Raw genomic sequence first — 15,503 nt, 5'->3', positions numbered from 1 at the left:
GCCCTCATCTCAGCAGGTCACCTCCATCCTCGACCCTTCCCCCATCAAGGGGGAAGGGGGCGATTGTCAGAATCCCTGGGCTTGCATGCCCGCTTCCTCGCACGTAACTCCCCCTGACCATGAGCATTCCAGCCCTTGGGGCCAAGATCTGCGGACTATCGACCCCAGAGACGGTAAAAGCCGCCTTCGACGGCGGGGCGGCATTCCTGGGCTTTGTCTTCTTCGAGAAGAGCCCGCGCGACGTCGCGCCCGAAACCGCCGCGCGGTTGATCGAGCCGGTCCGTGGGCGCGGCGTGAAGACGGTGGCCGTCACGGTCGATCCCGACGACGTCCTCATCGACCGCCTGATGGCCACCATGCGCCCCGACCTGATCCAGGTGCACGGCAAGGAGACGCCCTCGCGGGTCCGCGAGATCGCCGCCCGGGCCGGTGTCGGCGTCATCAAGGCCTTCTCGGTCTCCAGCAGCGCCGATGTCGACCAGGCAGGCGCCTTCGACACGGTCGCCGAGCACCTGATGTTCGACGCCAAGCCCGTGGAAGGGTCTGCCCTGCCCGGCGGCACGGGCGCACGGTTCGACTGGGGACTGCTGGCCGGACGGCGATTTTCTCGCCCGCATTTCCTGGCCGGCGGGCTGGATCCGTGGAACGTGGCGGACGCTGTTCGGACCTCCGGAACCCCCATTGTGGACGTTTCTTCTGGCGTGGAGCGCGGTCCCGGCCTAAAGGACCCCGCTCTGATCACGGCGTTCCTCGACGCCGTCAAACGCGTGCAAGCGTGACAGCCGAAAGTGGACACCGGTTTCGGCGCCCGTCACGCGCCAGAACAGAATTTTGGATGAGCCTGTGAACGCTCCCGCGAAGCCTAACGATTGGTCCGCCTATCCGGACGCCAAGGGCCGCTTCGGCGACTACGGCGGCCTCTATGTGGCCGAGACGCTGATGCCGCTCGTGCTCGAGCTGGACCGCGCCTACACGGAAGCCAAGAACGATCCCAGCTTCCAGAAGGAGCTCCGGGGCTACCTGACCCACTATGTGGGCCGGCCCTCGCCGCTCTATTTCGCCGAGCGTCTCTCCAAGCACCTCGGCGGCGCGAAGATCTATTTCAAGCGTGAAGAGCTGAATCACACCGGCGCGCACAAGATCAACAACTGCATGGGCCAGATCCTGCTGGCCCAGCGCATGGGCAAGACCCGGATCATCGCCGAGACCGGCGCTGGCCAGCACGGCGTGGCCTCGGCCACCGTCACGGCCCGCTTCGGCCTGCCCTGCGTGGTCTATATGGGCGCCGTCGACGTCGCCCGGCAGAAGCCCAACGTCTTCCGCATGAACCTGCTGGGCGCCGAAGTGCGACCGGTGACCTCGGGCGCGGCGACGCTGAAGGACGCCATGAACGAGGCGATGCGTGACTGGGTCACCAACGTCGAAGACACCTACTACATGATCGGCACCGCCGCGGGGCCCCACCCCTATCCGGCCATGGTCCGCGACTTCCAGGCGGTGATCGGATCCGAGACCCGCGAGCAGATCCAGGAGATGGAAGGCCGTTTGCCCGACGCCGTCGTCGCCTGCGTGGGGGGCGGCAGCAACGCCATCGGCATGTTCCACCCGTTCCTGGCCGACGAGAGCGTCAAGATCTACGGCGTCGAGGCCTCGGGCCACGGCCTGGAGACCGACAAGCACGCCGCGTCCCTGACCGGCGGCCGTCCGGGCGTGCTGCACGGCAACAAGACCTACCTGCTGCAGGACGAGGACGGCCAGATCCTGGACGCCCACTCGATCTCGGCGGGCCTGGACTATCCGGGCATCGGTCCCGAGCACTCGTTCCTGCACGACATCGGCCGGGCCCAGTACCTGACCTGCACCGACGACGAGGCCCTGAAAGCCTTCCAGCTGTGCGCCGAGCTCGAGGGCATCATTCCGGCCCTGGAAAGCGCCCACGCGATCGCCAAGCTGCCGCAACTGGCCAAGGAGATCGGCGAGGGCGGCGTCATCGTGCTCTGCCTGTCGGGTCGGGGCGACAAGGACATCTTCACCGTGGCCGACGCCCTCGGGCGGACGATCTAGGGTACAGACCGCTTGACCAAAGACCGTATCGACCGTCGCTTCGCGGCGCTGAAGGCCGAGGGCCGCGCCGCTTTCGTGGCTTACGTCATGGCCGGGGATCCGGACGCGGCGACCGCGCTCGAGATCGTCAAGGGCCTGCCGGCCGCCGGCGCCGACCTGATCGAGCTGGGCTTCCCGTTCTCGGACCCGATGGCCGAGGGCCCGACCATCCAGCGCGCCAGCCAGCGGGCTCTCGCCCAGAAGATGACCCTGAATGGAACGCTGGACATCGTCCGCGCCTTCCGTGAAGGCGACCAGGACACGCCGATCATCCTGATGGGCTATCTCAATCCGCTGGTGAACCGCGGCTTCGAAACGTTCGCCAAACAGGCCAATGACGCCGGCGTCGACGGCCTGATCGTCGTCGACTGCCCGCCGGAAGAGGCCGATCCGCTGTCGGACGCTCTGGAGGCCGAAGGCCTGTCGCTGATCCGCCTGGCCTCGCCGACCACCGACGACAAGCGCCTGCCGGCCGTGATCCGCCGCACCTCGGGTTTCGTCTATTACGTCTCGGTCGCCGGCGTGACCGGCGTCAAGGAAGCCAATGCCGACGCGGTGGCGCCGGCCGTCGAGCGCATCCGCAAGGCTTCGGGTCTGCCGGTCGCCGTCGGTTTCGGCATCCGCACGCCGGAACGCGCCGCCGAGGTGGCCCGCGTGGCCGACGCGGCCGTCGTGGGCTCCGTGCTCGTCGATGAAATCGAGTCGGCGGCCAAGTTGAACGAAAACGTGACCGAGAAGGTTCTTCTCAAGGCGTCGGAGCTGGCTAAGGCTGTGCGTTCGGCGCGAGTCGGGACGAAGTGAGGCTCTAAGGCTATGGCTATGGCTGAACCCCAGGACCCGAAGAAGGGCGACAAGAAATTGGCGACTGACCGCCGAGGCGGCTGGCTGTCGCGGATCGCACCGGGTGTGCGCGGCGCGTTCGCCAAGCGCGAGACGCCCGAGAACCTCTGGGTCAAGTGCCCCGACACGGGCGAGATGATCTTCCGCTCCGATCTGGAGGCGGCCCTGTGGGTCACGCCGGCCGGTCGTCACATGCGGATCGGGCCGGAAGCCCGCTTCAAGTTCACCTTCGACGACGGTGAGTTCGAGGCCCTGCCGACCCCGTCCGTGCCGGAAGATCCGCTGAAGTTCTCGGACGGCAAGCCTTACAAGGATCGCCTGATCGCGGCCCGCAAGGCGACCGGCGAGCCGGACGCCATGGCCATCGGCTACGGCAAGGTCGGCGGTGTCGACGCCGTGGTGCTGGTCCAGGACTTCGCCTTCATGGGCGGCTCCCTGGGCATGGCCGCGGGCGAGGGCTTCATCGCCGCCGCCCAGGCCGCCGTGGCCCGTGAAGTCCCGCTGATCGCCTTCACCGCCGCCGGCGGCGCCCGCATGCAGGAAGGCGCGCTGTCGCTGATGCAGATGGCCCGCACGACCCTGGCGATCAACGAGCTGAAGGACGCGGCCCTGCCCTACGTCGTGGTCCTCACCGACCCGACCACCGGCGGCGTCACCGCCTCCTACGCCATGCTCGGCGATATCCACCTGGCCGAGCCGGGCGCCCTGATCGGCTTCGCCGGTCCGCGCGTCATCGAGCAGACCATCCGCGAGACCCTGCCGCCGGGCTTCCAACGCTCGGAATATCTGGTCGAAAAGGGCATGGTCGACCGCGTCACGCACCGCAAGGACCTGCCGGAAACGCTGGGTTCGGTGCTGGGCACGCTCATGATGGGCCGCAAGCGCAAAGCCGCCTGAGCTCTGCTTTGAGCGACCATCTCCGCGCCCATGACGCCGCTCTGGCGCGGCTCCAGGCGCTGCATCCCAAGCTGATCGACCTGTCGCTGGACCGGATGCGGCGGCTGTGCGCCGCCTTGGGCGACCCGCAGGACCGCCTGCCGCCGGTGATCCACGTGGCCGGCACCAACGGCAAGGGCTCCACGGTCGCCTATCTGCGCAGCATGGCCGAGGCGGCGGGGCTCAAGGTCCACGTCTTCACCTCGCCGCACCTGGTGCGTTTCGCTGAGCGCATCCGGCTGGCCGGATCCCTGATCACCGACGACCACCTGGCCGACGTGCTGGACCGTGTCGAACAGGCCAATGCCGGCCTGCCGATCACTTTCTTTGAGATCACCACGGCGGCCGCCTTCGTCGCCTTCGCCGAGGTCCCGGCCGATCTGTGCATCGTCGAGGTCGGCCTGGGCGGGATCCTGGACGCGACCAACGTCGTCACGCCCAAGGTTAGCGTCATCGCGCCGGTCGACATCGATCACCGTGAATTCCTCGGCGATAACCTGACGGCGATCGCCGGAGAGAAGGCGGGGATCATCAAGCGCGGCGCGCCCGCCGTCTCGGCCCGCCAGCAGGAAGAGGCCGAGACCGTCATCGAGGCCGCCGCCGAGCGTGCTCGCGTGCCGCTGACCCTGATGGGCCGCGACTTCGACGCCTGGAACGAGCGCGGCCGGCTGCTGGTCCAGATGGAGGACCGTCTGCTCGACCTGCCCGGGCCTTCGCTGCCCGGCGATCACCAGTTCGCCAATGCCGGCCTGGCCGTCGCCGCCCTGCTGACCTTGGCCGATCCGCGCATCGACGAAGCCGTCATGGGGCGCGGCATAGCCGCCACGGTCTGGCCCGCCCGCTTTCAGCGCCTGACCGCCGGTCCGCTCGCCGACCGGGCCAAGGCGGCGGGGGCCGACCTATGGCTGGACGGCGGCCACAATCCGCATGCCGGCCGCGCCGTCTCCCGCGCCGTCGCCGATCTGGCCGCCCGCGACAACCGGCCGGTGGCGCTGATCTCTGGCCTGCTGGCCAACAAGGACGCGACCGGCTTCTTCGGCGCCTTCCGGGGCGTGGCGGCCAAGGTCTTCACGGTCACCTTCGAAGGCCACGCCGCCGCTAGCGCCGCCGACACCGCCGCCGCCGCCGAACTGGCCGGCCTGCGAGCCTGCGCCTGCGATTCGGTGGAAGACGCCCTGGATCGGGCCCTCAAGCTGGAACCGACACCTCACGTGCTGATCTGCGGCTCGCTGTACCTGGCCGGTGAGGTCCTGGCGATGAGCCCCGAGACTTGGCCGGCCTAAGCGGGTAAGCCTTCCATACGCCGATAGGGCGGCTCGGCCGGCCGGACATCCTCGGCGGGCGCGTTCGCCCTGGCAGGAACCGCCAATGGCCAAGGGTCAGAAGAAGTCGAACAAGGAAGTCCGCAAACCGAAGGCCGAGAAGAAAGCCCCGCCGGTCTCGGTCTCGCCGTTCATCGTCACGGGAAAGAAGTGACGCCCCAAAAGGGTTTCGAACGCAAAACGCCCGCCCCGGAGACCGGAGCGGGCGTCTTCAATTCAAGCCTGAAAGCCGCTTAGGCCGGTTGGACGCCGGCTTCGTTCAGCCATTCCAGGATCTTCTGCTTGGGCATGGCGCCGACCTTCATCGAGGTCATCTGGCCATCGCGGAACAGCATCATGGTCGGGATGCCGCGGACGCCGTAGCGCGACGGGGTCGTCGGGCTGTCCTCGATATTGACCTTGGCGACGGTCACGACGTCGGCCAGTTCTTCCGAGATCTGCTCCAGGGCCGGGGCGATCTGCTTACAGGGACCGCACCACTCGGCCCAGAAGTCGACCAGCACGGGCTTGCTGGCCTTCAGGACGTCGGATTCGAAGGTGGCGTCGGTCACCACAACGGTGCTCATGGTCTGCTCCAGTCTGGCGTCACGCGGTCGGCGCGGAGGACGCGATAAGGTCAATGTTCCCGGATTCGTTCCGGGCTCTTGCACAAAGATGTAGGGGGACGTTGGCCGTCCGGCAACGGGATTAGGTCAGGCGGGCCAGGGCTTCGACCATCACCTTTTCTGGAACCGGCATCAGTTTGGGGCCGTCCGTCCACACCAGGGCCGCCTCCACGGTGCGTCCCGGGAACACCTCGCGCAGCACGGCGGCATAGACCGCCATCTGAGCCAGATAGGCGGGATCGGCGTCCTCGATCCGGTCGGGCGAGGGGCGATTGGTCTTGTAATCGACCACCAGCACGCGGCCTTCGTCGACCACCAGCCGGTCGACCCGGCCCGAGACCGCGAGGCCTTTCGGCAGATGGACGCTGGTCCCGGCCAGGGCGACCTCGGCGCGGGAGCCGGGGCCGAACACGGCGGCGAAACGGGCGTCGTCCAGCACCCCGAACGCGGCGGCGGTCATTTCCTCGCGCTGCTCGTCGGTCAGGTCGCGTTCGCCGGCCAGGAGACGCCCCGCCGCGCTGGCCCGCTGGTCCGGCGCGACGTCGGGCAGCAACTGCAGCAGCTTGTGAACGATCTCGCCCCGACGATAACGACCCAGGCCCGAGACCCTGGCCAGCGGTGACGGCGCGGGAACCCGGGCATTGTCCTCGATCCGCGAGGGGGCGGCGTAGCGGGCGGCGGCCGGCTCGGGCGGGGCCACGGCCTTGGTCCAGGCCGGCGCGGTCGCCGAATCGCGGGCTGTTTCTTCAAGGCGGGGCGCGCTCTCGGGATCAGGGCCGTAGCGCAGGAAAGCCGCCTCGTCCTCGCCGATGGTGCGCACCTCCGGCGCGATCTCGGCATGGGCGAAGGCGGCGCGGGCGGCGGCGTACCAACCGCCGACCTTGTCATCCTTGGTGCGGGCGTCGATGCGGCCGCACAGGATCAGCCGGTCCCGGGCCCGGGTCAGGGCCACGTACAGCAGGCGCAGGGCCTCCTGACTTTCCTTGTCTTCGCGCAGCTTCCGCGCCTTGGCCGAAGCGTCGCAGTCGCCCTTGCTGGAGCCGCACCACAACAAAGCCCCGTCTTCGGTGACCAGCAACGGCGAGCCGCTGGCCCCGCGCTTCACGGTCGTCTCGGGCAGGAAGACGATCGGCGCCTCCAGGCCCTTGGAGCCGTGCGCGGTCATCACCCGCACCTCGCGGCGGGCGCCTTCCATCTCGCGCTTGACCACGATGTCCAGGGCCGCGAAGTCGGCGACCAGAGCCTCGAGGTCACGCACGCCGCGCTGCTCGGCCTCCATCACCTGGGCCAGGAACTCGTCGAGCGCTTCCTCCGCTTCCGCGCCGAGGCGGGTCAGCACCTTGGCGCGGTGCGAGCGGCCGTCGGCGTCCGCCAAGCCCAGCCAGCCGGCGAAGAACTCGAACGGCTGCCGGCGGCGCCCTTCGGTGATCGCCCAGTCCAGCACGGTCCCCGCCATGGTCCACTCGGGACGCTCCTCGGCCCGGCGGCGCAGCTCGGCCCACAGCGTGGCGCGACGGCCCTTGGCGAGGGCGTAGACGTCCTCGTCGGTCAGCGCGCAGAACGGCGTCTTCAGCAAAGCCGCCAGGGTCAGGTCGTCATCCGGGAACAGGATGAACCGCCCCAGGGCCAGCAGGTCCTCGAAGGCGATGTGGCTGGATAGCGAGAGGCGATCGGCCCCGGCCACCGGCACGCCGCGTCGCTTCAGCGCCCGGATGATCTCCTCGAACAGCACCTTGCGGCGGCGGACCAGCACGAGAATGTCGCCGGCGTGGGCGGCGCGATGACGGCCGATCTCCTTGTCGAAGACGGCGTCGCCTCGGCCGAGGATCGCGGTGGTCTCGGCGGCGATGGCCTCGGCCAGACGGCGGTTGGCGCTGCGCTCGCTTTCGGAATCGACCGGGGCCTCCCAGGCCTCGCGCTCCTCGCCGGGCCGTTCGCGGGTCAGGGGCCACAGGTCGACGCAGCCGGGATGGCCGTGACGGAACAGTTCGTGGCGAACCAGGTCCTGGCCGACCGGCGGCGGCACGCCCTCGCGGGTCTCCGGATCGGAGAACAGCGCGTCGACGAAACTCAGCACCTCGCGGGTCGAGCGGTACGACACGGTCAGCGGCACGCCCTTGCCGACCGCGCCGACCGCCTCGATACGGGTGATATAGTTCTGCGTCTCGATCAGCAGTCGCTGCGGATCGGCGCCCTGGAACGAATAGATCGACTGCTTCTCGTCGCCGACCACGAACAGGGTCCGCTCGGCCCGCCGCTCGCCGCCCCAGCCCCGCGCCGTCTCGCCGGCGAAGAAGTCGGCGGTCAGGGCGGATAGGATCTCCCACTGCTCCGGCGCGGTGTCCTGGGCCTCGTCCAGCAGGATGTGGTCGATGCCGCCGTCCAGCTTGTAGAGCACCCAGGCGGCCTCGACCTTCTCGGTCAACAGCACGCGGGTCTTGTCGATCAGGTCGGTGAAGTCGAGCGCGCCGCGCGCTTCCTTCTCGATCCGGTGGGACTCGACGTAGAGCACCGCCAGTCGCAGGGCGCCCTCGGTATCCTCGGCCACCTTGGCGGCGCGGACCCGTTCGCGGGCGACCTCCAGCTTGGCCTGTTCCAGCAGCAGGGCCTCGCGCAAGTCCTCGCGGCTCTTCAGGCCCGAGGTCTTGCCGGGCCAGGTCGCCGGCGTGCCTTCGCCGCCTTCGGTGAACAGGGCGCGCAGGGCCAGGTCCAGCGTCGCGTCCGGATCGCGGGCCACGGCGGCCAGCGCCTCGGCGTTCTTGGCGTCAGCCTTGCCGCCGCCGTCGAACAGCACCGTCGCGGCGGCCCGCCAGGCGCCGAGGTCCAGCCGCGCCATCGCCTGGACGGCCAAGTCGCCGGCCGAGGTCGGCTCATTGAAGCCGCAGCGCATCCAGGCGTCGGCCACCGCTTCCGATAGGCCGCCACAGCGCCGGACATAGTCCATGATCTGGCCACGCCGCGCTTCGAAGCCGGCGAACATCGCCTCGAAGCTCAGGAAATCCAGCGCCACCGAGAAGCGGGCATAGGCCTGGGCGAAGGCGTCCTCATGCGTGTCGACCCACTGGGCCGTGGAACGGCGAGCGGCGCGGGCGATGGCGGCGCCGGCCTGATCGTCCATCACCGTGAAGCCGGGCGACACCCCGGCCTCCAGCGGGAAACGCCGCAACAGCTTCTCGCAGAAGGCGTGGATCGTCTGGATCTTCAGGCCGCCAGGCGTCTCCAGCGCCTGGGCGAACAGGGCGCGGGCTTCCGACAGCCGCTTGGCGTCGTAAGTGACCTCGGGCTCGCCGACCAGTTTCATCAGTTCGGCGCGCAGATCCGCGTCGCTGGTCACCGACCACTTGCCCAGCCGCTCGAACAGGCGCCGCTGCATCTCGGCGGCGGCGGCCTTGGTGTAGGTCACGCACAGGATCGCCTCGGGCGCCACCTTGGCCAGCAGCAGGCGCGCGACCCGGTCGATCAGGGTCTTGGTCTTGCCGGATCCAGCGTTGGCGGTGACGAACGCCGAGATCGCCGGATCGGCGGCGATGCGCTGCGGATCGAGGAGGGTCATTCGCCCTCCCCATCATCGCCGCTGGTCGACCATTCGAACACCCGGGCCAGGTGGGCGTAGTCGCCGGGGTGTTCCTTGACGAACTGCGGGGCGACCCGCGAGCGGTAGGGCTCGGCGGGGTCGTCATAGCGGGCGATCAGGGTCGAGAGGCCTTCCAGCGCCTTGGTCGCGGCGGCGCTGCTTTCCTCGCCGGCCAGGGCGCGGACTTGCTCTTCGCCAGCCGGCTTGCGGCCGGTGACGCGGACGTAGGTCAGGTCGCCGGGCGTGGGTTTGCCCAGGTCCGGAAAGCCGCCATGCATCAGGATCGCCGCCGTCAGGGTCAGCTGCGGCGAGAAGCCGGTGTCGACCTGCTTTTGCGACGGCGCGGCGCCGGTCTTGTAGTCGAGGATGTGGGCGGTCCCGTCGGCGGTCGGCTCGATCCGGTCGGCCTTGGCGGTCAGGGTGAACGGGCGGCCGTTGATGGATAGCGACAGCTCGCCCGCCGCCTCGACGACGACCTTGCGAGCCGTGGTCCGGCGCGAGCGCTCCCAGTCGGCGACCCACAGCGCGGCCTCACGGGCCAGGGCTTTTTCACGCGCCAGCGCCGTCGGCGGCATGCCGGCCTCGACCAGGGCGTCGATATAGAACCGCTCGAACACCCCGGCCGCCTCGACCGGCACGGCGTCCGGATAGGTCTCGGCGAACTTCTCGAACGCGGCGTGGATAGCGGTGCCGCGGGCCCGGGCCTCGACCGGCTCGTCGGGGCGCTCCAGCGGATAGAGCTTGAGGATGTCGCGGGCCCAGACGGCGTAGGGATCGCGGGTCAGGGCCTCGACGCGGGTGACGGCCATCTTGCGCGGGCGGTCCTCGACCGGCGGCGTCGGGGCCGGGCGGCCGATCGGGGCGTAGGGATCGGGCGCGTCCAGGGCGCGGACCCAGTCCAGCACGTCGTCGCGGCGGGGCAAGGCAAGGCCCGCGCCGGCGGCCAGGGTCTTCAGCCGCCACAGCCAGCGGGATTCGACGGCCGGCGCGCCGCCCCGGCGTTCGCAGTGGACCAGCACCACGTCGGGCGCGCTGGCGGCTTGGGCGAAGTCGTGGGCGGTCAGGCCGACGCGGCGCTCGGGCGGCGGCAGGCCCAGGCGCTGGCGCATCGGCCGCGACAGGAACGGATCGATCGGCGCGCCCTGCGGCCAGACGCCTTCCTCCAGGCCGGCCAGCACCAGGCGGTCGGCGCGGACCAGGCGGGCCTCGATGGCGCCCAAGATGCGCAGGCGCGGATGGGTGGCGCCGCCGACCCGGACGGTTTCCTCATTGACCAGGCGGTCGAAGATGTCGGCGAAGGCCTGGGGCGAGGCGTCGGGCAGGGGCTCGCCGTCCTGGATCAGGGCGGCCATCAACGCGCCCAGGCTCTCGCCCGCGCCACCGGCCCAAAGGCGGTTGGTCGCGATCAGGCTTTCCAGCGCCTCGACGATCGCCTGGGCGGCGCGGCAGGGCGGGGCGAAACCGTCGGCATAGACGGACGCCGCATGGTCGACGGCGGCCAGGACCCGGTCACACAGGGCGAGAGCCTCGGGGAAGTCCTTCAACCGAGCGCGCAACACGTCCTTTGAGCTCGGCGCGGCGCCACGCAGGCCCTTGCGTTCCAGCGTCGCGGCGGCTGGGGCCTCGTCTTCGGCCAGCACCAGCGGGTGCTTGGCGAAGGCCAGCAGGCGGACGGGGTTCAACGGCTCCTCGACCAGCCGCGCCAGGTGCAGGGCCAGGATCGCCGAGCCGGAGGCGGCCAGCGGCGCGCCGGCCGAGCTGTCGGGGATGACGCCCCAGCGCTGCAGGCGGGTCATCACCCGGCGGGCCAGGGTCTGGTCGGGCGTGACCAGGGCGGCGGTCATGTCCGGGGTCTCCAGGGCCTCGCGCAGCAGCAAGGCGCAGGCCCCGGCGGCCTCTTCCTCGGCGCGGGCGGCGATGACCGAGAAGCCGGTCAGGCCCTCGGCGATCGGGTCCAGCCCTGGGGCCTCCGCCCGAAGAGAGGCGATCTGGGCCAGCCAGTCGGCGGTCGCCTCGGCCGGGCGCAGGGCCTCGTTGACGATGCGTCGGCGCCAGCGACCCCGGCTGTCGACATCGGGGACCCAGGCGCGGACGTCCGAGCGCGAGACGCCAGCGCGGTCCAGCAGGCGTTTCATCGCGCCCTGCGGATGCTGCTCGCCGGGCGTTCCCTCGATACGGTCCCAGGCGCTGTCGGCCAGATCCTCGTCCAGGCCGGGCAGGACGACGGCGCCCTTGGGCGCGGCGGCGACGACACGGAGCAGATCCGCGGTGGCGGGCGCGGTGCCAGTCGAGCCGGCGGCGACCAGCACCTCGGTCGGCGGGTTTTCCGACCACTGTCTCTCCAGGGCGCGCAGCAGGCGGACGCGGCGGTCGGAGACGTCGATCAGGCCCAGGGCGTCCAGCCGCTGGGTCCAGGCGCGCAGCACGCTCTTGAGGAAGCGCGCCGAGACCTGCCAGTGCTGGGCCAGGTCGCCTTCGGCCAGGCCGTCCAGCCTGTCCTCGAATTCGATCTCTTCGATCTGGCAGCTGTCGAGGAAGTCGGACAGGGCCTTGGCCAGTTCCAGCGCCTGGACCGGGCCGGGCTTGAACGACAGCTTGTCGCCATGGTCGACGACCAGCCGCGCCAGCTCGAACCGGCGGCGGCGCGAGGAGATGGAGGGCGGCAGGTCCAGCGCCAGATCGCCCGGCTCGAACGGCGGCTCGCCCTCGTCCAGGTCGCCCAGCGGGCGGATCTGCGGCAGCAGCAGGGCCCGCCCGCCGCCGACCGCCAGGAAGGCGTCGGCCAAGGCGCGGGCGCCGCGGCGGGTGGGCGTCAGGACCGTGGCGCGGGGCAGGGCCTCGGGACCCAGGGGCTCCAAGGTGTTCAACAGGCCGCGCGCCAGGTCGTCGACGAACGGGCGGTGGGCGGGGATCGAGAACCAGCGCGGCCCCTCACGCTCGAAGAATGGGCGCTCGAAGAAGGGGCCCGGTCCGGTCATCCTTCTGAGAGTTTCGCTTCGGCCGCCAACTTGGCGTCGGGATCGCCGACGTGCATCCAGAGGCCGTCGGGCGTCACCCCGTGAACACGACGGTCAGAGGCCAGACTCCTCCACAGCGGGGTCAGGGAGAACGGCCCCTCCGGACCATCCTTGACGATGGCCGGGTCGCAGATGTGGACGCCGACATAGACCAGCGGCCCGGTCTCGCCGGTCGCCTTGAAGCGGATCGCCCCATCGTCTTCCAGGAAGACGTCGCCACTGTCGTGGAAGCCCAGCGACGTCGCGGTCGGGGCCAGCATCAGCAGGACGTCCATGCGCTCGGGATCCCAGGCGGCGACCATGGCCTCGAGCGCCGGGACCCCGGTCTCGATCCAGACCGAGTCGATATTTGCGACCCAGACGGGCCCTTTACCCAGCAGCGGCATGGCGTGCTTGAGCCCGCCGCCGGTCTCCAGCGCCTCGGGGCGTTCGTCGGAGATGATGATTTTCGGGGCCGTCTGGCGCGTCTTGAGATGCGCCTCAAGTCGGTCGGCGAAGGCGTGGACATTGACCACGGCGGTCTCGACCCCGGCGGCGGCGAGGCGGTCCAGCATGTGGTCGATCAGGGCCTTGCCGTGCACCTCGACCAGGGCCTTGGGCCGGTCGTTGGTCAGGGGGCGCATGCGGGTGCCGAGGCCGGCGGCCAGGACCATCGCGACTTTAGGTCCTATGGGCGGGCCGCTCATCGGCGAGCCTCCGTGGGCACATACTGGTCGAACCAGGCCTTGAGGCCGGTCATGGCCGGATCGCTCAGGTTCCGCTCCAGATAGCGCCAGGTGCGCGGCATGTAGGCCTCGTACTGCTGGCGGCCCAGCAGCGCCTGGCGGGCGAAGACCCGGCCGAGAATCCGAGCAGCGTTCGAGGCGGCTAGGGCGCGGTAGTCGGCGATGAAGGCCTCGCGGTCGACGCCGGGGCGAGCAGCCAGGTAGCGGTCCAGCATCGCCGACTCCAGGTCCGGCGACACGTCGCGGCGGGCGTCCTGCAGCAGGTGGGTCAGGTCCCAGGCGGGGTGGGCGCGCAGGGCGTCCTGGAAGTCCAGCAGGCCGACGCGGGCGACGCCGTCGCGCTCGGGCAGCCAGAGCAGGTTCTGAGCATGATAGTCGCGATGCGTGAAGACGCTGGCCCCGGCCTCGCCGCGCACCCAGACCGGCGCCCACAGCGCGTCCCACGCGGCGACGGCCTCGGGGTTGAACGCCGGGATGCCGGCGAACCGTGGCCACCATTCCAGGAAGGTGTCGGTGGCGTGCTTCAGGGCCAGGGTGTCGTAGGTCAGCAGCGGCCAACGGATGTCGTCGACGGCCAGCACGTCCGGCGGCGTTTCGGCGTGCAGGGCCACCTGCAGATCGACGGCGGCTTCGTACAGCGGGCGCTCGTCCTGGCCGTCGGCGATCAGGGTGGCGTAGAGGCCATCGCCCAGGTCCTCCAGGACCGCCAGGCCTTGGGCGACGTCATAGGCGAAGATTCGCGGGGCCGAGAGGCCGCGCTGGCGCAGATAGTCCGCCGTCGCCACGAAGGCGCCGACCGAACCGGCGGCCAGGCGCGCGGCGGCGTTGTAGCCCAGGGCCAGGCGCTCGGCGTCGGTGGCGCCCGGCGGGCAGACCACGCTTTCCAGCGCCGGCGGCTGGTCCATGAAGATGAAGCTCTGATCGCCCCGGTGCAGGCGCTCGTACGACCGTGTCGAGGCGTCGCCGCCGAGCGACTCGCGGCGAACCTCGCCGAAGCCGTGGGCTTCCAGGAACGCGGCCTTGGCCGCCTCGCGTTCAGAACTCAAGGGAACGTCCTTTGAAACTGCCGTGCGCCACGATGACGGCGCGTCGCCCGTCGCCGTCCAGGGCGATGTCTATATCGAGCCGATTCGCCGGCAAACGCCCTTCGAGCCGCTGGGGCCATTCGATCAGCGTCACGCCGCCGTCCAACGCCTCGTCCAGACCGATCTCATAGGCCTCGTCGGGATCCGACAGGCGGTAGAGGTCGAAGTGGGCCAGCGGGAATTCGGCCGTCTCGTAGAACTGCACCAGGGTGAAGGTCGGGCTGGGCACTTCCTCGTCCGGCGTCGTCAGGGCGCGGATCATGGCGCGGGCTAGGGTCGACTTGCCCGCGCCGAGCGGGCCGGTCAGGCACAGGGCGTCGCCGGGCCGCAAGCTGGCGGCCAGCGCCCGACCCAGGTCCTGGGTCGCGGCCTCGTCGGCGAGGAAAACTTCAGTCACGTCAGGCGGCTCTCGAGCACCATTTGGGGGTCAGTCGGCAACACACGCTCCACATAGCGCTTCAGCGCCTCCGTGGCTTCTCCGGCGTCGCCCGGCAAGGCCTCGGGATCGATCGGCGCCCCGACGATCAGCGAAAACCGCCGGCCCTTCTTGTTCAGCAGCTCGTGGAACAGGGTGATGTCACGCAGTTCCTTCCAGCGCTTGTCGAACAGGTGAAACAGGGTCGACCATGGGCCGGTGAGATGGATCGGGACGATCGGCGCCGCGTACTTGCGGGCGATCGAGACGGCCGAGGTCATCCAGGGCGGATCGGTCAGGCGCTCCTCGGCGTCCTTTACCGCCAGGCGTCCGGCCGGGAAGATCATCAGCGCGCGCTCGGCCTCCATCGCCTCGCGGGTCATGGTCAGTGTCAGGCGCATGCGCTCGCGGCTGCGCTTTTCCTCGACCCACTCGACCGGGATCAGCATCTCGTCGAAGCGGCGGCACACCCGGTGAGCGTCGGCGTTGGCGTAGAAGACGACGTCCGGCCGCCGGGCCTTCATGGCGTCGTAGACCGCCACCCCGTCGCCGATGCCGGTCGGATGGTTGGAGACCACGACGACCCGGCCGGTCGCGGGCAGGTTCTCCAGCCCCTGGACGTCGACCTTCAGGGCCAGGAGGTCGGAGACGTGGTCCAGCGCCGCGCGGCCGCCCAACTGGCGGATGGTCTGCGCCATCCGCCGGGCTTTGCGATAGTCCAGCAGCCTGTAGAGCGCCGGTCGAACCAGGGGCCAGGCCGCGGATGACGTCAGGCGCGGGGCGCGCTCGGCGATCAGCGTGTCGATGATATGGGGCTCGGGCGGTTGTCGCGCCCACCCGATGGCCGGAACATGAACCATCTCGAGAGCTTAGGCCGCGTC

The 15,503-nt window shown here is 70.2% G+C and carries 13 protein-coding genes; 6 read left to right on the top strand and 7 right to left on the bottom strand.

Translation table 11 applies throughout. The annotated features are described in order from the left end of the window. Window positions 1–119 precede the first annotated feature (119 nt). From ACW173_RS06185 to ACW173_RS06160, 6 genes are all read left to right on the top strand, one after another. Window positions 120–779 (top strand): phosphoribosylanthranilate isomerase, encoded by a 660-nt coding sequence (locus ACW173_RS06185; RefSeq protein ID WP_492083988.1) that lies wholly within the window; start codon window positions 120–122, stop codon window positions 777–779. A 64-nt stretch (window positions 780–843) separates the two neighbouring features. Further along, complete coding sequence (gene trpB / locus ACW173_RS06180) at window positions 844–2,064, top strand: tryptophan synthase subunit beta (RefSeq protein ID WP_492083987.1); 1,221 nt, start codon at window positions 844–846, stop codon at window positions 2,062–2,064. A 12-nt stretch (window positions 2,065–2,076) separates the two neighbouring features. Beyond that, window positions 2,077–2,904 carry a tryptophan synthase subunit alpha gene (gene trpA / locus ACW173_RS06175; protein WP_454718356.1) on the top strand — a complete coding sequence of 276 codons (828 nt, stop codon included), beginning with the start codon at window positions 2,077–2,079 and terminating at the stop codon, window positions 2,902–2,904. 12 nt (window positions 2,905–2,916) lie between these two features. Then, complete coding sequence (locus ACW173_RS06170; protein WP_492083986.1) at window positions 2,917–3,840, top strand: acetyl-CoA carboxylase carboxyltransferase subunit beta; 924 nt, start codon at window positions 2,917–2,919, stop codon at window positions 3,838–3,840. Window positions 3,841–3,848: 8 nt separating this feature from the next. After that, window positions 3,849–5,162 (top strand): bifunctional folylpolyglutamate synthase/dihydrofolate synthase, encoded by a 1,314-nt coding sequence (locus tag ACW173_RS06165; protein ID WP_492083985.1) that lies wholly within the window; start codon window positions 3,849–3,851, stop codon window positions 5,160–5,162. Window positions 5,163–5,247: 85 nt separating this feature from the next. Further along, window positions 5,248–5,355, top strand: a complete 108-nt coding sequence (locus ACW173_RS06160; protein WP_492083984.1) for a hypothetical protein — start codon at window positions 5,248–5,250, stop codon at window positions 5,353–5,355. Window positions 5,356–5,434: 79 nt separating this feature from the next. Here ACW173_RS06160 and trxA read toward each other — a convergent pair whose 3' ends face one another. From trxA to ACW173_RS06125, 7 genes are all read right to left on the bottom strand, one after another. After that, window positions 5,435–5,767 carry a thioredoxin gene (trxA, locus tag ACW173_RS06155; protein ID WP_013077346.1) on the bottom strand — a complete coding sequence of 111 codons (333 nt, stop codon included), beginning with the start codon at window positions 5,765–5,767 and terminating at the stop codon, window positions 5,435–5,437. A gap of 121 nt (window positions 5,768–5,888) precedes the next feature. After that, window positions 5,889–9,359 carry a double-strand break repair helicase AddA gene (addA, locus tag ACW173_RS06150; RefSeq protein ID WP_492083983.1) on the bottom strand — a complete coding sequence of 1,157 codons (3,471 nt, stop codon included), beginning with the start codon at window positions 9,357–9,359 and terminating at the stop codon, window positions 5,889–5,891. Then, window positions 9,356–12,358: a double-strand break repair protein AddB gene (gene addB / locus ACW173_RS06145; protein WP_492083982.1), complete on the bottom strand. Its 3,003-nt coding sequence runs from the start codon at window positions 12,356–12,358 to the stop codon at window positions 9,356–9,358. The genes addA and addB overlap by 4 nt, the downstream gene beginning before the upstream one ends. Then, the gene (murU, locus tag ACW173_RS06140; protein WP_492083981.1) at window positions 12,355–13,083 is read right to left on the bottom strand and encodes an N-acetylmuramate alpha-1-phosphate uridylyltransferase MurU; all 729 of its coding nucleotides are present in this window, start codon (window positions 13,081–13,083) and stop codon (window positions 12,355–12,357) included. Before murU ends, addB begins: the two co-directional genes overlap by 4 nt. Then, entirely contained in the window at window positions 13,080–14,168 is a 1,089-nt protein-coding gene (gene amgK, locus ACW173_RS06135) for an N-acetylmuramate/N-acetylglucosamine kinase AmgK (protein ID WP_492083980.1), read from the bottom strand. Before amgK ends, murU begins: the two co-directional genes overlap by 4 nt. Continuing rightward, window positions 14,158–14,604 carry a tRNA (adenosine(37)-N6)-threonylcarbamoyltransferase complex ATPase subunit type 1 TsaE gene (gene tsaE, locus ACW173_RS06130; RefSeq protein ID WP_492083979.1) on the bottom strand — a complete coding sequence of 149 codons (447 nt, stop codon included), beginning with the start codon at window positions 14,602–14,604 and terminating at the stop codon, window positions 14,158–14,160. The genes amgK and tsaE overlap by 11 nt, the downstream gene beginning before the upstream one ends. Continuing rightward, window positions 14,601–15,482 carry a GNAT family N-acetyltransferase gene (locus ACW173_RS06125; protein WP_492083978.1) on the bottom strand — a complete coding sequence of 294 codons (882 nt, stop codon included), beginning with the start codon at window positions 15,480–15,482 and terminating at the stop codon, window positions 14,601–14,603. Before ACW173_RS06125 ends, tsaE begins: the two co-directional genes overlap by 4 nt. Between the last annotated feature and the right edge of the window lie 21 nt (window positions 15,483–15,503).

The organism is Caulobacter sp. ALps2 (assembly GCF_058681635.1).
The sequence above is the reverse complement of the archived record's forward strand: the minus strand, read 5'-3'. Positions and strand labels throughout refer to the sequence as shown.